The organism is Variovorax sp. PMC12 (assembly GCF_003019815.1).
In the GTDB taxonomy this organism is placed as follows: domain Bacteria; phylum Pseudomonadota; class Gammaproteobacteria; order Burkholderiales; family Burkholderiaceae_C; genus Variovorax.
The window spans coordinates 1,472,910-1,493,060 of sequence record NZ_CP027773.1; the positions used below are offsets into that span (position 1 = coordinate 1,472,910).

Below are 20,151 nucleotides of genomic sequence, written 5' to 3' on the forward strand. Positions count from 1 at the left end.
TCAAATGCTGCGCTTGAATCCAAAAGTGGCTCTGATGCGTAGACACGGCTCACACAACGCACAGCATTCATTCAGGGACCATGCCAGTTTTGAACGATTTGGCGCTAGCCGTCGAGGAACACGAGCCGGGCCAGTTTTTCTGGACCCTTCTCGAAGCCCATCACGGCGGCAACGCATCCGAGACCCTCGACTACCGCGTCTACCGCACCGCCGCCAAGCCGCAGGCCACCTACTCCAACGCCCTGGCGATGGGCGTCCTGGAACTGCAAAAAATAAGCGCCGCCGCAGGCACAGCCGGCAATACCGACTGAACCCACGGCGGCGCAAAGACCGCCTTGCAGCGTTCAGGCTTTCACTCTTTCCAAATCTTCTGTCGTTTCCCGGCCGCTCAGCGCGCGGCCACGGCCTGTCCGGTGGCCGACGCTGACGCCACCGGCGCCGGCACGTCCCAGCTCCCGCCGATCGCGCGGATCAGCCCCACGGCCGCCTGGTACTGCGCCGACTTCACCTGCAGTGCCTGACGGCGGTTGCGCAGCTCGCTGCGGCGCGCGTCCAGCAGGTCGAGCTGGCTGATGTAGCCGTTGCGATAGCGCGTGTCCGAAAGACTCGTGGCGCGCTGGGCCGAGGTCACGGCCTGCGCCTGCACCACCGACTGCTCCTGCAGGATGCGGATGGCCGCCAGCTGGTCTTCGACCTCCTGGAACGCCACCAGCGCCTGCGTGCGGTAGCTGGCCAGCGCGCCGTCGAGCTGGGCGTTGGCGCCCTGCACGCCGGCCTCGCGGCGGCCGCCGTCGAAGATGGGCAGCGACAGCAGCGCGCCCACGCCCCACGAGCGGGCCGACCACTTGAACAGGTCGCCGATCTCTGGCGATGCGTAGCCGGCGGCGCCGGTCAGCGAGATGTCGGGGAACCACGCGGTCTGCGCCACGCCCACGCGGGCCTGCGCGGCCAGCACGGCGCTCTGGGCGGCCGACACGTCGGGCCGGCGCATCAGCACGGTGGAGGGCACGCCCGGCGGAATGTTCGGCAGCACCGTCGACCACTCGTCGGTGCGCAGGCCGAAGCTGGAGGCCGAATCGCCCACCAGCACCGCCAGCGCATGCTCGACCTGTGCACGCTGCCGGTCGAGCGCGAGCGCGTCGGACTCGGTGGACGACACCTCGGTCTGCACCCGCGCCACGTCGAGCTCGGCGATGTCGCCGGCCTGCTCGCGACGCTGCGACAGGCGCAGCGTGTCGCGGTAGGCCTCGACCTGCTCGCGCACCAGGGCGCGTTCGGCATCGAGCGCGCGCAGTTGCAGGTAGGTCTGAGCGGTCTGCGCCTGTATCGCGAGCCGGGTGCTCTGCAGCAGCGCCTCGCGGCCCGCGGCGTCGAGCCGGGCCGCGTTGCTGGCGCCCGAGAGGCGGCCGAACAGGTCGAGCTCGTACGAGAACGTGGCGCCGATGTTGGTCATCGTGGCCGGCCGGGTGCTGGCCGTGGCCTTGTCCAGCCCCGCGCCGCGGTTGGCGCCAGCGCCCAGGCCGATCTGCGGCAGGCGGTCGGCGTCGGCGGTGCGCGCCAGCGCGCGGGCCTCGGCCAGCCGCGCGGCGGCGGCCTGGATGTCGTTGTTGTGGATGTCCGCCTTCTCGACCAGCGCATTGAGCGTCGGATCGTTGAACACCAGCCACCAGGCGCCGCGCGACTGTGCCTCGGAAGGCACGGCACGCGTGAAGCCGGCGGGCGGCGTGGCGCCCTGGTCCTTGCCCTGTTCCTTGAACTGGGCCGTGGTCGTGATTTCGGGCAGGCCCGAAGGCACGGTGGCGCAGCCGGCCAGCGCCAGGGCGGCCAGCAGCGGCAGCACGGCGGCGCGAAGGGGCCTCGCCAAAGTCTTTGCTTGGATATTCATGATGAACTTTCTTGATCAGTCGTCATGCGAAGGACGCGGCGACGCAGGCACGGGGTGCAGCCCGCCGCCACCCGAACCACCGTGCGACGAAGGGGCCGGCGCGGCCGGATGCTCGGCCGACACGAAGTCTTCGCCATGCGGCACCTGGCCGTGCAGCTTGAGCGGCCGGTTGCCCGCCAGGCGGCGCAGCAGCACGTAGAACACCGGCGTCAGGAACAGGCCGAAGGCCGTCACGCCGATCATCCCGGCGAACACCGCCACGCCCATGGCCTTGCGCATCTCCGAGCCCGCGCCGGTCGACAGCACGAGGGGCAGCACGCCCATCACGAAGGCCAGCGAGGTCATGAGAATCGGGCGCAGGCGCAGGCGGCTGGCTTCGATGGCGGCCTGCACCGGTGTGCGGCCGGCAAACTCCAGCTCCCGCGCGAACTCCACGATGAGAATCGCGTTCTTCGCACTCAGCCCCACCAGCACGATCAGCCCGATCTGCGTGAAGACGTTGTTGTCACCCCCCGATATCCACACGCCCGTCATCGCGGCCAGGATGCCCATGGGCACGATCAGGATGATCGCGATCGGCAGCGTCAGGCTTTCGTACTGCGCGGCCAGCACCAGGAACACCAGCAGGATGGCCAGCGGGAACACCAGGAAGGCGGAGTTGCCGGCCAGGATTTCCTGGTAGGTCAGCTCGGTCCACTCGAAGCTCACGCCCTTGGGCAGCGTCTCGGCCGCGATCTTGGTGATCGCGTCCTGCGCCTGGCCCGACGAGTAGCCCGGTGCCGGGCCGCCGTTGATGTCGGCGGCCAGGTAGCCGTTGTAGCGCATGGCGCGTTCCGGCCCGAAGGTCGAGTTGACCTTCATCAGGGCCGACAGCGGCACCATTTCGCCCGATGTCGAGCGCACCTTCAGCAGCCCCACGTCTTCGGCACGGGCGCGGTAAGGCGCATCGGCCTGCACCCGCACGCTGTACGTGCGGCCGAACTTGTTGAAGTCGTTCGCATACAGGCTGCCGAGGTAGATCTGCATGGTGTCGAAGATGTCCGTCACCGGCACGCCGAGCTGGCGGGCCTTGGTGCGGTCGATGTCCGCGTACAGCTGCGGCACGTTGACCTGCCAGCTCGTGAACATGCCGGCCAGCTCGGGCGCCTGCTGTGCCTTGGCCATGAAGGCCTTCACCGCGGCGTCCATCTGGTCGTAGCCCACCGAGGCGCGGTCTTCCAGCTGCAGCTTGAAGCCGCCCGTGGTGCCCAGGCCCGCCACCGGCGGCGGCGGGAACATCACGATGAAGGCGTCCTGGATGCCGGCGAAGGCACCGTTGAGCTGGCCGGCCACCGCGCCGCCGCTCTGGTCGGGGCGCTTGCGCTGGTCGAAGGGCTTGAGCGTGGCGAACACGATGCCCGAGTTCGAGCTGTTGGTGAAGCCGTTGATCGACAGGCCCGGGAAGGCGATGGCGTCTTCCACGTTCGGGTTCTTCTTCATGATCTCGCCCATGCGCTGGATCACTTCGTCGGTGCGGTCCAGCGTGGCGCCGTCGGGCAGCTGGGCAAAACCGATCAGGTATTGCTTGTCCTGCGCCGGCACGAAGCCGCCGGGCACGGCCTTGAAGAGGCCGAAGGTCACGGCGATGAGCGCGACGTAGATCGCCAGCATCAGCGCCTTGCGCGAGATGACGTTCTTCACGCCGCCGCTGTAGGCCTCGGAGCCGCGATGGAAAAGCCTGTTGAAGCCGCGGAACAGCCAGCCGAAGGCACGGTCCATGCCGCGCGTCAGCGCGTCCTTGGGCTGGTCGTGGCCGCGCAGCAGCAAGGCGGCGAGCGCGGGCGACAGCGTGAGCGAGTTGATCGCCGAGATCACCGTCGAGATCGCGATCGTCACCGCGAACTGGCGATAGAACTGGCCCGTGAGGCCGCTGATGAAAGCCAGCGGCACGAACACGGCCACCAGCACCAGCGCGATGGCGATGATGGGACCCGACACTTCGCGCATCGCGCGGTATGTGGCTTCACGCGGCGTGAGCCCGGCCTCGATGTTGCGTTCGACGTTCTCCACCACCACGATGGCGTCGTCCACCACGATGCCGATGGCCAGCACCAGCCCGAACAGGCTCAGCGCGTTGATCGAGAAACCCAGCACGTGCAGCACCGCGAAGGTACCGATCACCGACACCGGCACGGCCAGCAGCGGAATGATGGAAGCGCGCCAGGTCTGCAGGAACAGGATCACGACCAGCACCACCAGCATGATGGCTTCGAGCAGCGTGTGGATCACCGATTCGATCGATGCGCGCACGAACTGCGTCGGGTCGTAGGCGATGCGGTATTCCAGGCCCTCGGGCATGTTCTTGTTGAGCTCTTCCATCGTCTTGCGGACGTTGGCCGAGATGTCGAGCGCATTGGAGCCCGGCGCCTGGAACACGCCCATGCCGACGGCCGGGTCGTTGTTCAGCAGCGAACGCAGCGAGTAGTCGGCGGCGCCCATTTCCAGGCGGCCGATGTCGCGCAGGCGGGTCACGGCGCCGTCGGTGCCGCTCTTGACGATGATGTCGCCGAACTCTTCCTCGCTCTGCAGGCGCCCTTGCGCATTGATGGAGAGCTGCATGTCCACGCCCGACAGGCCCGGCGAAGCGCCGACCACGCCGGCCGCGGCCTGCACGTTCTGGCCGCGGATGGCGGCCACCACGTCGCTGGCCGAGAGGCCGCGCTGCGCGACCTTCTGCGGGTCGAGCCACACGCGCATGGAGTAGTCGCCGCCGCCGAAGATCTGCACCTGGCCCACGCCTTCGATGCGCGCCAGCGGGTCCTTCACGTTCAGCACCGCGTAGTTGCGCAGGTAGTTGATGTCGTAGCGGTTGTTGGGCGAGACGAGGTGGACCACCATCGTCAGGTCGGGCGCGCTCTTGACGGTCGTGATGCCGAGCCGGCGCACTTCCTCGGGCAGGCGCGGCTCGGCTTGCGAGACGCGGTTCTGCACCAGTTGCTGCGCCTTGTCGGGGTCGGTGCCCAGGCGGAAGGTGACGGTGAGCGTCAGCACGCCGTCGGTGGTCGCCTGGCTGCCCATGTAGAGCATGCCTTCGACGCCGTTGATCTGCTCTTCGAGCGGGGTGGCGACGGTCTCGGCGATCACCTTCGGGTTGGCGCCGGGGTACTGGGCGCGCACCACCACCGAGGGCGGCGCGACTTCCGGGTACTCCGATATCGGCAGCCCGCGCAGCGCGATCAGGCCGGCTATCAGCATCAATAGCGACAGCACGCCGGCAAAGATCGGCCGGTCGATGAAGAATTTTGAGAGATTCATGTTGGTTCTCCGGCGGGCGCGGGAGCGCCCTCCTCCTAAATCAGGACTTCGCGGCCTCGGCCACGCGTTCCGGTTGTTGTTGCTTGGGGTCGGCCTTGGCGTCCATCGTCACTTGCTGCGGCGCCACCAGCGCGCCCGGGCGGATGTGCTGCAGGCCGTTGACGATGACGCGGTCACCCGCCTTCAGGCCCTTGCTCACCACGCGCAGGCCGTTGATGGAGGCGCCCAGCGTCACTTCGCGGTAGGCGGCCTTGCTGTCGTCGCCCACGACCATCACGAACTTCTTGTTCTGGTCGGTGCCGATGGCGCGCTCGCTCACCAGCAGCGCGCTGTCGCTGCGCGCCTGGCCCATGCGGATGCGGGCGAACTGGCCTGGGATGAGCGCGCCGTCCTTGTTGTCGAACGAGGCACGCACGCGCACCGTGCCGCTCTTGGCGTCGACCTGGTTGTCGATCAGCTGAAGCTTGCCGGTGAAGGGCGTGCCATCGAGGCCGGCGGTGCCCATCTGCACGGGAATGCTCTCGATCTGGCCGCGGGCGCTGGAGCCGGTGGGCAGTTCCTTCAGGGCACGGGTGATGACCTGCTCGTCGGCGTCGAAGCTCGCGTAGATCGGGCTCACCGACACCAGCGTGGTCAGCACCGGGGCGCCCGGACCGGCGGCCACCAGGTTGCCCACCGTCACTTCGATGCGGCCGATGCGGCCCGACACCGGCGCGCGCACCTGGGTGTAGCCCAGGTTCAGGCGCGCCGACTGCAGCGAGGCTTGCGCCGCGCGCAGGTTGGCGTCGGCTTCGCGGCCGGCGTTCACGCGCTCGTCGAATTCACGCTGGGCGATGGCCTTGTCGTCCCACAGGCGCCTGGCGCGCTCCTGCTCGCTGCGGCTGAACGACTGGCGGGCCTGGGCGGAGGCCACCTGCGCCTCGGCGCGCTCGACCTCGGCCGCGTACGGCGCGGGGTCGATGGTCACCAGCAGGTCGCCCTGCTTCACCAGCGCGCCTTCGCGGAAGTGCACCGACTGCACGGCGCCCGCGACGCGGGAGCGCACATCGACGCGCTCGACAGCTTCGAGGCGGCCCGAGAACTCGTCCCAGGCGTTGATCTCGCTCGAAGCCACTGTCGCCACCGACACCGGCGTGGCCTGCGGCGCGGCCGGGGCGTTGTTGGCTTCGGCCTTGAAGCTGTACATGCCCACCACCGCGGCAGCCACTGCCAGCAGTGCGGTCAGGCCGGTCACGGCGGGCCACAGGCCCTTGCGGGTTGCGGAAGACAGCTTTTTCTCGTTGTTCGACATGATGGTTCGTCCTTCTCGATGACTTTTGGGATGCAACAGGCCAGCCCGGCGCTTTTCGGCACCAGGAGGCGGATTTCGGAAAAAAAGAGGCCCTCGCACGCTGCCGCGCTGGCAGCGTGTCGATCAGGCGGACGGGGTCGGCCGGCTACTAACTGGGGTGGTTGGGCGCCGTACCCTTGGGCGCGGCCTTTGGCGTGGTGGCGCTGAAGAAATCACGGAAGTGCTGCTGCACCGTGGCCTCGCAGGCCACGCAAGCCGTGTTCTCGGTGTCGTACAGCGCCTTCGGCCAGTCGGTGGCGCTGGGCAGCACGCTGCTCGTGACCTCGATGCCGGCGGCGCGCAGGCGGCCCGCGAAGGTCAGCGCCTCGTCGCGCATGGCGTCGTCCTGCCCCACCAGCACCAGCGCGGGCGCCAGGGCCGACAGCCGCAGCGAGCCGCTGGGCACGGCATAGGGGTGCGTGGCGTTCGAGGGGCAGCTCAGGTACTTTTCCCAGCCGCTGGCCCAGCGGCATTCGGCCGCGTCGTTGGTGGCCTTGCGCAGCGAGGCGGTGCCGGCGCACGGGTCCAGCATGGGCGACAGCAGGATCTGCCCCGCCACCGGCGGATGCGCCCGATCGCGGGCGATCAGCGCCACGGCCGCGGCCAGGTTGCCACCGGCTTCCTCGCCGGCCAGGTAGACCTGCGCGCCCTTGCCGCCCAGCTTGGTGCGCTGCTTGTAGAGCCATTCGAGGGCGGCATAGCCCACCTCGATCGGCTCCGGGAACGGCGACTGGGGTGCCAGCGGGTAGGCCAGCGAAACCACCACCGCCCCGGCGCCGGCCAGCAGCCGGGCCACGTTGCGGCCGTTGTCCAGGCCGCCGCACACGAAGGTGCCGCCGTGGAAATGCAGCACCAGCGGCACCACGTCGCCCTTGGCGCGCTGGCCATACACCCGCGCGCCGACCGGCTCACGGCCGGGCAGTTCGATCGACAGATCGGCTTCCACGCCTTGTGCCGCGGCGCGCGCTGCGGCTTCGGCTGAACTGGACGATGGAACGGGTGACATGGGCGACCTCGGGGGAATGGGCGATGGTTGAAATATAAGGCGCTACATGGGGCCTTAAACAGGAAACATGGCCCCACTCTGTTTCCAAACCGACAACAATCCCGGGCGCCATGGGGAATGCCCGCATATGTGAGAATCCGCTCCCCCCGGTGTGGGCCGGGTATCCCAGAACAGGCATTCAATGGATCAAATCCAGGCCATGCGGATCTTTGTCCGCGTCGTGGAGGCGGGCACTTTCACCCGGGCCGCCGACTCGCTCGCGCTGCCCAAAGGCACCGTCACCAAGCAGATCCAGGCGCTGGAATCGCGCCTGCGGGTCAAGCTGCTCAACCGCACCACGCGCCGCGTGACGGTCACGCCCGACGGCGCGGCGTACTTCGAGCGGGCCGCGCGCCTGCTGAACGACTTCGACGACATGGAAGCCAGCATGACGAATGCGCAGGCCAACCCCACGGGGCGGCTGCGCATCGACATCGGCACCTCGGTGGCGCGGCTCATCATCCTGCCCGCGCTGGCCAGCTTCTGCGACCGCTACCCCGACATCCAGGTCGACCTGGGCGTGAGCGACCGCACGGTCGACCTGATCAGCGACAACGTCGACTGCGTGATCCGCGCGGGCGAACTCAGCGACCAGTCGCTGGTGGCGCGGCGCATCGGCACGCTGCACTTCGTCACCGTGGCGTCACCGGCGTACATCAAGCGCTACGGCATGCCGCAGCATCCGAACGACATCGAGAAGCGGCACCACGTGGTGAGCTATTTCTCGGGCACCACGCGGCGGGTGTACCCGCACGAGTTCAAGAAGGGCGACGAGCAGATCGAGCTGAACGGGCCCTACCGGGTGTCGGTGAACGAAAGCAACGCGCACATCACGGCGGTGCTGGGGGGCTTCGGCATTTCGCAGTGCATCACCTTCATGGCCGAGCCGCTGCTGGAAAGCGGCGAACTGGTCGAGGTGCTGCCCGACTGGAGCCGCGACCCGCTGCCCATCCACGTGGTCTACCCGCCCAACCGGCACCTGAGCGCGAAGGTGCGGGCCTTCGTGGACTGGGCCGCGGAGCTGTTCGCGAAGAATCCGAGGCTGCAGCGGCGCTGATTGCGCCACATTTGCAGAAGATAATTCGCGCCGGGCCCTAAAACTTGGCCGTCCGATGCCGCTATTAACTGAGGGCCGATTCCGGAAAGCGTCGCGATTTCCGGTTGGAGGCACGTGCCGCGGGCCCACTGGGGGCCGCGCAGCAGCCCCGGCAGGAGCCTTGGTACGCGCCCGCAAGAACATACACACCGGCAAGCTCATGGATACAGACCAGTCGAACGGCCAGGCCGACGCGCCCGACGAAAGCACAGGCAATTTCGGACGCCGCACGCCGGCGGAAATCGGCGTTCAGCTGCGCAATCTCGTCAATCGCAGCAACAACCTCACCGTCCAGTACGCGGGCGGCCAGCTCGTGACGCAGCTGCTGGACGTCGATCTGCGCAGGCGTGTCTTCACCTTCGACTGGGGCTCGCAGCCCGAGCAGAACCGGGGCCTGCTGGCGGCGCGGCGCTGCCTGTTCCAGGCGCAGCCGGAAGGCGTGCGCATCGAGTTCTCCATCGGCACGCCGCGCGAGGTCCGCTACGAAGGCATGCCCGCATTCGAGGCCGACTTTCCCGAAGTGCTGGTCTACATGCAGCGCCGCGAATACTTCCGCGTCGACGCGCCCATCCTCGATTCGTACACCTGCTCGGGCCGCCTGCCGCCCAAGGGCGATCCGTTCAGCTTCGAGGTGCAGGACCTGTCGATCGGCGGCGTCGGCCTGCGCACCAAGGACGAGCGCGTGGCCGAACTGCCGGTGGGCACGCGCCTGCTCGACTGCGAACTGTCGCTCGGCACGCTGGGCCAGCTCACGCTCGACATCCAGCTGGTGTCGCGACGCGACACCACGCTGGAGAACGGCACGATCCGCTACCAGCTGGGATTCCGATTCGTGGCACTGCCGGCCGGCGCCGAAACCGCGCTGCAGCGGCTGATCACCCGGCTCGAGATGAAGAGCCGTTCGCTGGTGGGCTGAAGCCGGTCGGCCGGTCAGTACACCGGCTCGCAGCGCACCTCGGTGCGGACCGAATTCGCGATGAAGCACTCTTCATGCGCGCGATGGTGCATCTGGTCGATCTGCTCGCGCGTGGGCAGGTGCTCGCCCGAGAAATGCACCTCGGGCCGCAGCGTGACCACCGTCATGGCCATCTTTCCCTCGGCGTTCTTTTCCATCGTGCCGACGGCCGCGTCGAAATAGCGGTCGACCACGAACTTGCGCTTCACCGCCATCGTGAGGAACCACAGCATGTGGCAGTTCGACAGCGAGGCGACGAACATTTCCTCCGGGTCGACGGCCGAGGCGTCGGACATGGGCAGCGGCACCACGTGCGGCGACGACGACGCCGGCACCTCCGCCCCGCCGTCGAAGCGCAGCGTGTGCCGCCGGCTGTAGGTGTTGCCCAGGAAATCCTGCTCGCCTCGCTGCCAGAGGACTTCGGCTGTGTAGTGGGCCATGGGTGGCGCTCCTTGCCTGTCGGCGGTTGTCAGAGATGGATGAAGTAGCGGAACTTGGTCAGGCTGCCCTGGCTTGGCAGGGTGAGGAAGGTCTCGGCCTGCACGCCGCCGTTGGCCAGGATCACCTTCTGCGACGCGAAGTTGTCGGGGCTGGTCGTGATCTCGACGCGGCTCAGTCCCTCGCCGGCGGCCAGCGTGAGCATGGCGCCCAGCGCGCGCGTCGCGTAGCCCCTGCGCTGCTTCCACGGCACCACGCTGTAGCCGATGTGGCCCAGGCAGTAGACCGGCAAGGCAATGGTGCCGGGCTGCCAGCGCAGGTCGATGCTGCCGCAGAACTCGCCGTCCCACATCCAGAGCTTGTAGCCCGGCAGGCGCGGCACCCGCGAGCCGTCGGGTAGCGTGACCGGCGGGCCCTTGGCCTCGCGGTCCACCAGGTTCTCGAGGAACAACGCGGCATCGGCCTCGATGGCCGCGCGCTCCTCGGCGCCCGATTCGGGCCGCGACTCGTCGCGCGCCCAGCCCCGGTTCAGGGCCGACACATAGCTGGCCAGGTACGGTTTCGCGGGCCAGACGAGCTCCATCGGCCGCGGCTCGGTGATGGATCTGGGCCAGTACCGCGGCACGCGCCTCAGGCCCCCATCAGCCTGACGATCAGCGGCACCAGCAACGCCGTCGCGATGCCGTTGAGCCCCATGGCCAGCGCGGAAAAGGCGCCCGCCGTCTCGTTCACCTGGATGGCCCGCGCCGTGCCGATGCCGTGCGCCGCCATGCCGACCGCGAAGCCGCGCACCGCGGGCTCGCGGATGCGCAGCAGGTTCAGGAGCCCGGTGGCCATGATGGCGCCGGAGATGCCCGCAATGGCAGCAGCCACGGCGGCCAGCGACGGCAGGCCGCCGATCTTCTCGGCCACGCCCATCGCGATGGGCATGGTGGCCGACTTGGGCGCCAGCGACATCATCAGCTCGTGCGAACCGCCCAACGCCCATGCAATGCCGATGGCCGAAACAATGGCAGCGACCGAGCCCACCAGCAGCGCCACCCCGATGGGAAGCCACAGCCTGCGCAGCCGGCCGACCTGCCCGTAGAGCGGCACCGCCAGCGCCACGGTGGCCGGGCCGATGAGGAAGTGCACGAACTTCGCGCCCTCGAAATACGTGTCGTAGGGCGTGCGGGTGAGCAGCAGCACGGAGACGATCACGATCACCGATATCAGCACCGGGTTGACCACCGGATTGCGCCCGCTGCGCGTGTGCAGCCACAGCGCGCCCAGGTACGCCAGCAGCGTCAGCGACAGCCACAGCAGCGGCGACTGCGCGAGGAAGACCCAGATTTCGGACAGCCTGGCAGGCGCGCTCATTCCGAATCCTTGCCGGTGATGCGGATCATCCAGCGGAAGGTGAGCGCGGTGACCGTCATGGTGAAGGCCGCGCCCACGATGCCGGCCGCGAGGAACGGCAGCCACTCGCGCCCCACCCGCTCGAAGTGCAGCATGACGCCAGCCACCGCGGGGATGAACAGCAGCATCAGGTTGCGCAGCAGATGGCCCGATGTGTCGCCCAGCGACTGCGGCACGCGGCCGCGCACCAGCAGGCCGACGAACAGCAGCACCATGCCGATCAGCGGCCCCGGGATCGGCAGGTTGAGCCACTGCACGAGCAGTTCGCCGGCGAGTTGGCAAAGAAAGAGCGTGGTGATGGCGTAGAGCATGGTTCTTTTCGGTTGTCGGCTCAGCACGGATGTTCGGGGGAGCGTGCGGCGCTTGTCCACCCCTGCTTCAGGGCTTGCTGGCTCGCGGGCGGCAGCACGCCCAGCCGCACGTGGCCCGGCAGGCCGAACGAAGCGCAGTCGCGCAGCTTGATGCCCTGCGCGCGCAGTGCCGTGGCGACACGGGGATACGGCTCGTCGGTGCGCGCGCAGAAGAAGTTCGCGTCGCCGGGCAGGCACTCCCAGCCGAGGGACTCGCACACGGCGCGCTGCCGCGCTTTCCATTCGCGAAGGGTGTCCAGGCTTTGTTCGAGCCAGCACTGGGCTTCATTGCCGGTCCATGCCTCCAGCAGCGCCACGCCATGCGTGCCCAGAGGCCACGAGGGCGCCAGCAGTTCGAGGCGCTCCATCAACGGAGAGCCGACGGCGTCGAGGGGCGCGATGGCATAGGCGGCGCGGATGCCGGTGAGGCCCATGGCCTTGTTCGGCGTCCACATCTGCCAGACGCGGTCGCGTTGCGCCGCGCCCAGCGAAGGACGGCCTTCGAGGCGCAACGGCTCGTAGGCCATGTCGAGCACGCAAGGCCCGCCCTCGCCCTGCGCATGCGCCACCAGATCGGCCTGCGGCTGCCCGAGCGGGCTCGACGGTTCGCAGCACCAGCGCAAGCCGGCGGCATCGAACGGCGCCGGCGCGCGCAGCACCTGCAGGCCCCAGGCGCGCGCGGCGCGCTCGTAGTCGCCGTAGCTGTGGGCCGGCAGCCAGGCCGTGCGGGCGCCGCCCTGCGCGACGGCGGCGCTGATGCGGTGGATGAATTCGCTCGCGCTGGCCGCGATCACGATGCGCTCCGGCGCCACGCCGTGAAAGCCCGCGAGCCGGTCGCGCAAGGCGGTGTAGCGCGGGTCCGGGTAATGCGCGGCGTCGGCGTCGCGCAGCGCGGCCAGAACGGCCGGGCACGCACCCACCGCGTTGCCGTTGGTCGAGAAGTCGTGCGGCGCGGCGCCCGATGCGTCGGGGCCGCCGTGGATGAGGCCGTGCGTCATTCGCGCGTCACCCCATCACCGCGAAGATGACCGCCGAAGCACACACCGCCCAAGCCACGACCGCCCTTGCGCCCAGTTGCGCGGCACGCCGGGTGTCGGCCGCGGCGACCGCTCGCCCTTCGGCATTGAGCGCATACACGCCGGGCTTGGCCAGCCGCACGCCGAGCAGCAAGGCCATGGCCGCCATCGGCCAGCCGCTGTTGGGCGACGGCGTGCGCCGAGCCTCTTCAGGCAACCCGGCCGGCCAGCGCCATGCGGCCAGTGCGAGCAGCAATGCCGTGATGCGCGCGGGCACCCAGGAGAGCACATCGTCCGCGCGCGCGGCCCATTTGCCGAACCATGTCCAGTCGCGCCCGCCGCGTTCGCCGCGGTAGCCCCACATCGCATCCGCCGCGTTGGCGAAACGGTAGACCGCGGCGCCCGGCAGGCCGAACAGCAAGAACCAGAACAACGGGGCCACCAGCGAGTCGTTGAGGTTCTCGGCGAGCGACTCGATGGCGCTTTCACGCACCTCGCGCTCGCCGAGCCCGGCCACGTCGCGGCTCACCAGCCGCGCTAGTTGCGCGCGGCCCGCGTCGAGCGACACGGCCAGAGCGTCCTCGACGGCCAGCACCTCGTCGCGCAGCATGCGCCATGCGAACAGCGGCTTGAACAGCAGGCCCAGCAGCACGGCCACCGCCCATGCGGGCAACCACTGCACGATCGCGCCCTGCAAGGCGGAGGCCACGCCCCAGACGGCCATCGCGCCGATGCACCAGGTCAGCGCGCCGATGAGGAAGGCCGGCAGGTCGACCGGCTTCGCCCGGGGATGCAGCGGCGCGACGCTCGATCCGATCCAGCCGAGGTAGTTGCCCATCCACACCACCGGATGCAGGTAGGCGCGCGGCTCGCCGAGCCAGCGGTCGATGGCCAGCGCGATCCACAGCGCGCCGACGAGGGCGAGGGAATAAGACAGGAGCGAATCGTCAGCAGGCATGGGAGCCGCCATTCTCGCGAATCAGGCGGCCGCCCTGCCGCGCCGCCACTGCGCCAACGCGCCGAGCGCGACCAGCAATGCGGCGCCGAACACGACCCACAGGCGCAGGACGACGGATTCGGCCTTGGGCGCCGGGGGCGTATCGGGCGTGGGTTCGAGCCTGAGGCCGCTCACGGGTTGCGCGCCGTCGGCCACGGGCTCGGCCGCAGCGACCTTGGCGGGTGCAGGCACCGGCGGGGCCGCGACCACCGGCACGACCGGCGCGGCCTGCGCGACGGGCGCTGCCGGCGCGGCAAGCTGCTGCCGCACGAACCGCTGCACGCCGTCGTTCCGCTCGCGCAGGCCGGTGGCCCGCGCCGCCTCGGCATACGCACGCACAAGTTCCCGGCGCGTGGCTGCGTCCGGCTTCCAGTAGTTCAGCCGCACCGCATCGAGCATGCGCTCCAGCGTCTGCGCGAACGCAGCGCGGTTGTCGCCCTCGAGCCATTCGCGCGTGCCCAGCCTGTATCTGTCGCGCACGTACACGTCGTGCAGCGACTGCCACTGGTCCTGCCGCACGGCGTCGGGCGCGGTGACCTGCCAGCCCCAGAGGAACTGCGCCGTCTTCAGCACCTGCAGCGTGCCGCTGTAGCCCTCGGCCTTCTGCGCGGCGATCCACTGCGGATGCAGGTAGCGCGTCTGCATCTCGCGGGCGATGGCACCGGCGGCGGTGTCGGTGCGCACCGCCGTGCCGTCGCGCAGGTTCTGCACGTACAGCGCCGGGTCCTTGCCGGTGAGCTGCCGCACCGCCTGCGCGATGCCGCCGAGGTACTGGAAGGGATCGTCGTTGGTGAGCACGCCATAGAGATTGGAGCTGCGCGCCATCAGCGCCGCGTCCACTTGCGCCAGGTTGCCCGCATAGGCGCCGGGCCGCGCAGCCCCGTCGAGGCCCTTGCCGTAGGCGTGGCCCATGCGGTCCATGTAGAGCTGCGCCATCTGCGCGTCGCCGCCGCCGCGCTGCTGGCGCTTCCACGCATCGCTCGCGAGCGCGGCCTCTTCGAGCCCGGCGCCGTAGCTGCCCTGCTCGTTCGAGAACACGCGCGCGGTCGACCACCGCCTCGCCTCCTCCGGCGTAGCGCCTTGCGCGCGCAGCCTCGCGGCCAGCGCATCGCTGTGCTTCGCCACCGCGTTGCCGGGTTCGGGCAAGGCAGCTACCTGCCGTACCGCCTCGTCGAGCCAGCGCATCACGTTCGGGAACTGGTCGCGGTAGGAGCCGGTCACGCTGACCAGCACGTCCATGCGCGCACGCCCCAGCACCTGCGCCGGAATCACTTCGATGCCGCTCATGCGGCCCGCGTCGTCCCAGCGCGGCTTCACGCCCATCGCGTAGAAGGCCTGGCTTTCGAGCACGCCCTGATGGCGCGAAGCCTCGCCGGCCCAAAGCGTGAACGCGATCTTGCCGGGCGTCTTGCCGCCGTGGCTCTTCGCATGCTCGGCGATCCAGGCGTCCATGGCGGCCACGCCCGTTTCCCATGCCGCGCGCGTGGGCACGCGGCTCGGGTCGAAGCCGTAGAGGTTGCGGCCGGTTGGCAGGCTGTCAGGGTTGCGCACCGGGTCGCCGCCGTAGCTGGACTTGAGGTAGCGGCCGTCCAGTGCGGTCAGCAGGCCTTCGATTTCCTCGTTGTGCGCGAGCACTGCGTCGAGCTTGCCGGCGCGCCCGGCCAGTTCGCCCAGCTTCTGCACGTCGGCCGGCGACTTGCCCATGGCGCTCGCGGCTGCGGGGTCGCTCAGCGCGAGTTCGACCCAGCGCGCAGGCCGCGAGCCGGCCACGTTCTTCGCATCGATGAGAAAAGCCTCGTCGATGTCCTCGCCCAGCGCTTCCACCAGCGGCTTGCCGAGGATCTGCAGGATCGTCATGCGGCGGCGTTCGGCATCGGGCGCCTGGCCGAAGGTGGCCAGGCCCAGCGGCTGCGCGGTCTGCGCGAGTTCGTCGAGGTACGGATGCAGCACCGCGATGAAGCCCGCGAAGTCGGCGCGGATGCGCGCGGGCGTCCATTGCAGGTCGCGGTCGTAGTGCTGCTCGGCGAACTCGGCCGTCAGCTGCCTTTCCATGGCCGTCTTCACCGGCCCGGGCGACAGGGTCTCCCAGTCGTGCATGCGCTCGTGCATGGCCTGCACGCCGGGGCGGAAACCGGCGGGCGCGAACATCGGCGTCGAATGGCTCACCATCGTCGCGCGGCCGCGCCGCTTGGCGGTGGTGGCCTCGCCGAGGTTGTCCATGATGTACGGGTACACGTTCGGCAGGTCGCCCAGCGCGAGCAGCGGATCGTCCTGCACCGACAGCCCGCGCTCCTTGCCCGCCGACCATTCGAGCGTGCCGTGCGTGCCCACATGCACCACCGCGCTCGCGCCGAACTGCGTGCGCAGCCACAGGTAGGTGGCCAGGTAGCCGTGGCTCAGCGGCACGGCCGAGCGGTGACAGACCTGCCGGGCCTTGTCCACGACCTGCGTGCCGGGCTCGAAGCGCGGCGGCTGGCGCAGCACCACGACATTGCCGAAGCGCACGCGCGGAATCACGAACGCCGGCTCGCCCGCAACGGGGCGCAGCATGGTCGATTTTTCCGGCGGCCCCCAGTAGGCCTCGATGCGCCGCTGCGTCTCGGCGGGCAGCGCGCGGAACCACGCGAGGTAGCGCGACAGCGGCATCGCGTCGGCCAGTCCCCGCTCCAGCAGCGGCTGCAGGGCGTCGTCCTGCCCTGTGGGGTAGTAGGCCTTCATGGTCGCCTGCACCTGCGCGATCAGCGCGTCGGCGCCCGGCAGCTCGGTGCTGTAGCCGGCGGACTTCATCGCCGCGAGCATGTTGCTCACGCTGCGCGGCACGTTGAGGAACGACGCGCCGAAATTGGCCTCGCCCGGCGGGTAGTTGTAGACCAGCATCGCCACGCGCCGCTGCGACGCCGGCGTGCGCTGCAGCCGCAGCAGCGCGGCGGCCTTGGCCGCCACGGCGTCGATCTGCACGGGCAGCGGCTGCAGCGTGCCCGATGCGGCGTCGCGCGCGCTCACCAACATCGGGTCGGTCATGCCGGCCAGCTCGCTGGGGCTGTAGTAAGAGGCGATGTCGGCCTGCGCGAGACCGTCCTTGCTCTGGGCCCATTGCGTTGCGTCCATCGCCAGCGAGGGCAGCGTCTGCAGCACGGGCACGCCGATGCGTTCGAGCTCGGCCTTGCGCTCGTTGGGGCTGAACACCAGCGAGGCATTCACGATCAGGTCGGCCACGCGCCGGTCGCCGGCATGCGTCATGCCAACGAACAGGTCCTTCTGCTGGCGCGGGCCGTAGAACGCATAGGCGCGCAGGCCGCGCTGCTCCAGCGCAGCGATGAGCGCGTCGAGCCAGCCGGTGTCGTCGCCGGTGACAGTGGCGCTGTTGATGGCCACGGCGACGGTGCCGCTTGCGGGATCGCCGGGCAGACGGTCTAGCGCAGCAATGTCGGTTTCGATGCGCGGCCAGCCGGGGTGATAGAGGCCGGCGAGCGGCAGCGGCACCGGCGCCGGAAGCCCCGCCGAATCGCCGGGCCTGGCCAGCGCCTGCATCGACGCGGCAAGGTTGGCCGCTCCGGAAAAGCGCCAGTACTCGCGCAGCCGCTGCGCCCAGGCGGCATCGACGCCGCGTTCCGCCGCCAGCGGCGCGGGGGCGGAGGCCTGCCCCTTGGCGACGAGCGCGAACTCGCCGACCAGCACATAGGGCACGGCGCCGCGCGAAATCACGTCACCGAAGCGGGCGGCGGCAGCCTGCGCCACGCTGATGTGCGGCGCATCGATGACGAGCAGCCGCGCACCTTCGAGCGCGGCCGCCAGCGTCTCGGGCGAATCCTTTGAAGCCGACACCACCTGCAGCGGCAGCCCCGCCTCGCGCGCCGCCGCCTCCAGCCGGACCACCCGCGCCGGCGACACCAGCGAGGTGCCCAGCACCACCACGCGCCCGCCCGCCGGCTGTGCATGGGCCGACGCCAGAAGGCCCAGCGTCGCCAGGGCCCCGAACAGCCAGAAGAGAACCCGCGTCACTTCCCGCCTTGCGCAGGCACCGCGTCCGCCGGCACGTAGACCATGGTGCCGTCCTTCAGCCGCCAGGCCGTGCCGGCCTTCTCGCCGTCGCCCTGCCCCGTCGCGCCGCTGGCCTTGAAGCGCGTGAGCTTCTGGCCCTCGCGCGTGATGATCTCCATGTCGGGCTTGCCCTCGTTGCGGATGATCGTCACCTTGTCCTGCGCGAACGGGTTCATCGGGTTGTTGATGACCGCGATCATCAGCATGCCGATCACCACCATGAACACGTCGATCAGGTTGATGGTCGAGAGCACCGGATCGTCGTCGTCGCTGTCCAGGCTGCTCAGGATGGAGAACTGCCGCCGGCTCATGAGAGACGGTCCCGCGCGTCCAGCATCGTCACCAGTTCGCGCATGAGCCATCTACGGCGCACGGTGTAGACCACGAAAGTAATGGAGGCCGAAGCCAGCGCCACGATCACGCTGGCGAAAGCCGGCGCCAGGCTCTGCGCCACGCCCTGCGATTCACCGGAAGCCACGGCCACCAGCGCCGGGCCCATCGGGATCATGGTGGCGATCAGCCCCAGCATCGGCGCCACGCGGCTGCACAGCCGCACGCCTTCGAGTTGCTTGAGCACGACCAGCTCCATCTGCTCCTGGCTCGCGGCGGCGTGGCGTTGCAGCACCAGCGCTCGCAAAGGATCGCGGCGGCGCTGCACATACTCGATGCCGAAGGCACCGAGGCAATACACCGCATAGACGAAAGACAGCAGCACGCCCAGCGTCACCGGCCAGAGGAACAGGCGCGCAAGCTCGAAGAGAACGGTGTCGAAGGCCAGCATCAGGTCGGCTCCGTGGGAGAAGAAGGGTTGTCGAACAGGTCCGAAGCACGGCCCCAGCTTTCATCGAACACCAGCGACGCGAGCGGTTCGCGCGTCGCCCAGCGTTCGCGCTGCAGCATCGGCTCTTCGTAGAACTGGTGCACGGGCCCCAGGCACAGCAAGGCGATGGGCTCGGCACCTTCGGGCAGGCCGAGCAGCACCGACACCTCGGCCGGATCGAACAGCGACACCCAGCCCATGCCCAGCCCTTCGGCGCGCGCCGCGAGCCAGAGGTTCTGGATGGCGCATGAGGCCGAGGCCAGGTCCATCTGCGGCAGCGTGCGGCGGCCGAACACGTGCTTCTCGCGCCCGTCCGCCAGGGTCACCACGAGCAGTTCGGCGGCGTCGAGCAGGCCCTGCACCTTGAGCCGCATGAACTCGTCTTCGCGCTCGCCGAGCGCGCGGGCCGTGAGCACGCGTTCCTGTTCGACGACGCGGTGCAACTGCTGACGCAGCGCCTGGCCGCGAATGCGAATGAAGCGCCAGGGCTGCATGAAGCCGACGCTGGGCGCGTGGTGTGCCGCGTCGAGCAGCCTGCGCAACACCTCAGGCGCCACTTCCCCGCCTGCGAAATGACGCATGTCACGGCGTTCGTGAATGGCGCGGTAGACCGCCCGGGCTTCTTCCTTAGTGAAAGTCGGGGTGGTCACGTTGCTCTTTCGGGGTGGGTGCACAGGCCACCGGGTACTCCCCTCCGCGAATGTCCCCCGGCTTCGCCTCCTCCTTTATTTCGCTGCGGGGAGCACCCGGCGCCCTGTGCACATCGAGCGCCGCTCTCGTGCTGGCCGATCAACAAGTGCCCTGAACGCTCACGCTGGCGGGGTGCCTTGCGCAGCGAAATAAAGGAGGAGGCCGAAGGCCGGGGGACATTCGCGGAGCAAGGTACCCCGTCGGCGTGAGCGCGCCCCACGTCAGTCCTCGATCCCACGCTGCGCAGGAATCCCGGCCTTGAAAGCGTGCTTCACCAGAGTCATCTCGGTCACCGTATCGGCCAACTCGATGATCTCCGGCGGACAACGGCGCCCCGTCAGCGCCACGTGCACATGCCTGGGCCGGTCACGCAAAGTCTCGAGCACGCCCTCGAGCGGCAGCCAGCCGTAGATCAGCGGATACGTGATCTCGTCCAGCACCACGAGAAAAAACTCGCCCGACATGATCGCCGCCTTCGCCTTCTCCCAGCCGTCGCGCGCAAGCTGGCCCGAGCGCTCCAGGTCCTGGCTCTTCCAGCTGAAACCGTCGCCCAGCCCCTCGATCGGAATGCCGATCTCCTCGAACATCCGGTGCTCGCCGAATCGGGCACTCGGCACCTTCATGAACTGGTAGATCTTCACCGCCTTGCCACGGCCATGTGCACGCAACGCGAGGCCGAAGGCCGCCGTGCTCTTGCCCTTGCCGTCGCCGGTGTTGACGATGACGATGCCTCGGCGCTCGCCCTCGGGTTTCTCGTAAGGCTTCTCGCTGGGGGGTGTTTCGATCTGCATGATTC

The 20,151-nt window shown here is 69.3% G+C and carries 18 protein-coding genes; 3 read left to right on the forward strand and 15 right to left on the reverse strand.

What is annotated here, in order from left to right; genetic code table 11:
• The first annotated feature begins 80 nt into the window (after positions 1 to 80).
• On the forward strand, positions 81 to 311 hold the full coding sequence (locus tag C4F17_RS06800; protein WP_081271466.1) for a hypothetical protein: 231 nt from the start codon (positions 81 to 83) through the stop codon (positions 309 to 311).
• Positions 312 to 388: 77 nt separating this feature from the next.
• Here the strand turns inward: C4F17_RS06800 and C4F17_RS06805 are convergent, their stop codons facing one another.
• From C4F17_RS06805 to C4F17_RS06820, 4 genes are all read right to left on the reverse strand, one after another.
• Positions 389 to 1,885, reverse strand: a complete 1,497-nt coding sequence (locus C4F17_RS06805) for an efflux transporter outer membrane subunit (protein ID WP_199851922.1) — start codon at positions 1,883 to 1,885, stop codon at positions 389 to 391.
• A 15-nt stretch (positions 1,886 to 1,900) separates the two neighbouring features.
• The gene (locus C4F17_RS06810) at positions 1,901 to 5,179 is read right to left on the reverse strand and encodes an efflux RND transporter permease subunit (RefSeq protein ID WP_106934717.1); all 3,279 of its coding nucleotides are present in this window, start codon (positions 5,177 to 5,179) and stop codon (positions 1,901 to 1,903) included.
• A gap of 40 nt (positions 5,180 to 5,219) precedes the next feature.
• Positions 5,220 to 6,470, reverse strand: a complete 1,251-nt coding sequence (locus C4F17_RS06815; protein WP_081271224.1) for an efflux RND transporter periplasmic adaptor subunit — start codon at positions 6,468 to 6,470, stop codon at positions 5,220 to 5,222.
• 148 nt (positions 6,471 to 6,618) lie between these two features.
• On the reverse strand, positions 6,619 to 7,515 hold the full coding sequence (locus tag C4F17_RS06820) for an alpha/beta hydrolase (protein WP_081271223.1): 897 nt from the start codon (positions 7,513 to 7,515) through the stop codon (positions 6,619 to 6,621).
• Positions 7,516 to 7,696: 181 nt separating this feature from the next.
• On the opposite strand from C4F17_RS06820, the gene C4F17_RS06825 reads away from it, so the two are divergent.
• Positions 7,697 to 8,611, forward strand: a complete 915-nt coding sequence (locus C4F17_RS06825) for a LysR family transcriptional regulator (RefSeq protein WP_081271222.1) — start codon at positions 7,697 to 7,699, stop codon at positions 8,609 to 8,611.
• A gap of 199 nt (positions 8,612 to 8,810) precedes the next feature.
• Positions 8,811 to 9,566 carry a flagellar brake protein gene (locus C4F17_RS06830; RefSeq protein WP_106937466.1) on the forward strand — a complete coding sequence of 252 codons (756 nt, stop codon included), beginning with the start codon at positions 8,811 to 8,813 and terminating at the stop codon, positions 9,564 to 9,566.
• Between the two features lie 14 nt (positions 9,567 to 9,580).
• Here C4F17_RS06830 and C4F17_RS06835 read toward each other — a convergent pair whose 3' ends face one another.
• The 11 genes from C4F17_RS06835 to cobO form a co-directional block, all read right to left on the reverse strand.
• Positions 9,581 to 10,045 carry an OsmC family protein gene (locus tag C4F17_RS06835; protein WP_106934718.1) on the reverse strand — a complete coding sequence of 155 codons (465 nt, stop codon included), beginning with the start codon at positions 10,043 to 10,045 and terminating at the stop codon, positions 9,581 to 9,583.
• Between the two features lie 29 nt (positions 10,046 to 10,074).
• Complete coding sequence (locus tag C4F17_RS06840) at positions 10,075 to 10,626, reverse strand: GNAT family N-acetyltransferase (protein ID WP_081271220.1); 552 nt, start codon at positions 10,624 to 10,626, stop codon at positions 10,075 to 10,077.
• Positions 10,627 to 10,673: 47 nt separating this feature from the next.
• Positions 10,674 to 11,402 carry an LrgB family protein gene (locus C4F17_RS06845; RefSeq protein ID WP_106934719.1) on the reverse strand — a complete coding sequence of 243 codons (729 nt, stop codon included), beginning with the start codon at positions 11,400 to 11,402 and terminating at the stop codon, positions 10,674 to 10,676.
• Positions 11,399 to 11,752: a CidA/LrgA family protein gene (locus C4F17_RS06850; protein ID WP_106934720.1), complete on the reverse strand. Its 354-nt coding sequence runs from the start codon at positions 11,750 to 11,752 to the stop codon at positions 11,399 to 11,401. The genes C4F17_RS06845 and C4F17_RS06850 overlap by 4 nt, the downstream gene beginning before the upstream one ends.
• 20 nt (positions 11,753 to 11,772) lie before the next feature.
• Positions 11,773 to 12,789, reverse strand: a complete 1,017-nt coding sequence (locus C4F17_RS06855) for an aminotransferase class I/II-fold pyridoxal phosphate-dependent enzyme (protein ID WP_106934721.1) — start codon at positions 12,787 to 12,789, stop codon at positions 11,773 to 11,775.
• A gap of 7 nt (positions 12,790 to 12,796) precedes the next feature.
• A complete protein-coding gene (gene cbiB / locus C4F17_RS06860; RefSeq protein ID WP_106934722.1) occupies positions 12,797 to 13,777 on the reverse strand; it encodes an adenosylcobinamide-phosphate synthase CbiB in 981 nt (326 codons plus the stop codon).
• 9 nt (positions 13,778 to 13,786) lie between these two features.
• Complete coding sequence (gene cobN, locus C4F17_RS06865; RefSeq protein WP_106934723.1) at positions 13,787 to 17,806, reverse strand: cobaltochelatase subunit CobN; 4,020 nt, start codon at positions 17,804 to 17,806, stop codon at positions 13,787 to 13,789.
• Positions 17,803 to 18,156, reverse strand: coding sequence for a DUF2149 domain-containing protein (locus C4F17_RS06870; protein ID WP_081266948.1), 354 nt, complete (start codon positions 18,154 to 18,156; stop codon positions 17,803 to 17,805). The genes cobN and C4F17_RS06870 overlap by 4 nt, the downstream gene beginning before the upstream one ends.
• Positions 18,153 to 18,626, reverse strand: coding sequence for a MotA/TolQ/ExbB proton channel family protein (locus C4F17_RS06875; protein ID WP_106934724.1), 474 nt, complete (start codon positions 18,624 to 18,626; stop codon positions 18,153 to 18,155). The genes C4F17_RS06870 and C4F17_RS06875 overlap by 4 nt, the downstream gene beginning before the upstream one ends.
• Positions 18,626 to 19,315 carry a 5,6-dimethylbenzimidazole synthase gene (gene bluB, locus C4F17_RS06880; RefSeq protein WP_106937467.1) on the reverse strand — a complete coding sequence of 230 codons (690 nt, stop codon included), beginning with the start codon at positions 19,313 to 19,315 and terminating at the stop codon, positions 18,626 to 18,628. The genes C4F17_RS06875 and bluB overlap by 1 nt, the downstream gene beginning before the upstream one ends.
• 261 nt (positions 19,316 to 19,576) lie before the next feature.
• Complete coding sequence (gene cobO, locus C4F17_RS06885; RefSeq protein ID WP_106934725.1) at positions 19,577 to 20,146, reverse strand: cob(I)yrinic acid a,c-diamide adenosyltransferase; 570 nt, start codon at positions 20,144 to 20,146, stop codon at positions 19,577 to 19,579.
• Positions 20,147 to 20,151 lie beyond the last annotated feature (5 nt).

Excerpts from the sequence above, each read along its gene's own strand:
- C4F17_RS06805 (WP_199851922.1), bottom strand. The coding sequence starts at position 1,885 with ATGAATATCCAAGCAAAGACTTTGGCGAGGCCCCTTCGCGCCGCCGTG.
- C4F17_RS06830 (WP_106937466.1), top strand. The coding sequence starts at position 8,811 with ATGGATACAGACCAGTCGAACGGCCAGGCCGACGCGCCCGACGAAAGC.
- C4F17_RS06870 (WP_081266948.1), bottom strand. The coding sequence starts at position 18,156 with ATGAGCCGGCGGCAGTTCTCCATCCTGAGCAGCCTGGACAGCGACGAC.
- C4F17_RS06820 (WP_081271223.1), bottom strand. The coding sequence starts at position 7,515 with ATGTCACCCGTTCCATCGTCCAGTTCAGCCGAAGCCGCAGCGCGCGCC.
- C4F17_RS06825 (WP_081271222.1), top strand. The coding sequence starts at position 7,697 with ATGGATCAAATCCAGGCCATGCGGATCTTTGTCCGCGTCGTGGAGGCG.
- C4F17_RS06855 (WP_106934721.1), bottom strand. The coding sequence starts at position 12,789 with ATGACGCACGGCCTCATCCACGGCGGCCCCGACGCATCGGGCGCCGCG.
- cobO (WP_106934725.1), bottom strand. The coding sequence starts at position 20,146 with ATGCAGATCGAAACACCCCCCAGCGAGAAGCCTTACGAGAAACCCGAG.
- cbiB (WP_106934722.1), bottom strand. The coding sequence starts at position 13,777 with ATGGCGGCTCCCATGCCTGCTGACGATTCGCTCCTGTCTTATTCCCTC.
- C4F17_RS06815 (WP_081271224.1), bottom strand. The coding sequence starts at position 6,470 with ATGTCGAACAACGAGAAAAAGCTGTCTTCCGCAACCCGCAAGGGCCTG.
- C4F17_RS06845 (WP_106934719.1), bottom strand. The coding sequence starts at position 11,402 with ATGAGCGCGCCTGCCAGGCTGTCCGAAATCTGGGTCTTCCTCGCGCAG.
- C4F17_RS06835 (WP_106934718.1), bottom strand. The coding sequence starts at position 10,045 with ATGGCCCACTACACAGCCGAAGTCCTCTGGCAGCGAGGCGAGCAGGAT.
- C4F17_RS06875 (WP_106934724.1), bottom strand. The coding sequence starts at position 18,626 with ATGCTGGCCTTCGACACCGTTCTCTTCGAGCTTGCGCGCCTGTTCCTC.
- C4F17_RS06810 (WP_106934717.1), bottom strand. The coding sequence starts at position 5,179 with ATGAATCTCTCAAAATTCTTCATCGACCGGCCGATCTTTGCCGGCGTG.
- C4F17_RS06850 (WP_106934720.1), bottom strand. The coding sequence starts at position 11,752 with ATGCTCTACGCCATCACCACGCTCTTTCTTTGCCAACTCGCCGGCGAA.
- C4F17_RS06840 (WP_081271220.1), bottom strand. The coding sequence starts at position 10,626 with ATGGAGCTCGTCTGGCCCGCGAAACCGTACCTGGCCAGCTATGTGTCG.
- C4F17_RS06800 (WP_081271466.1), top strand. The coding sequence starts at position 81 with ATGCCAGTTTTGAACGATTTGGCGCTAGCCGTCGAGGAACACGAGCCG.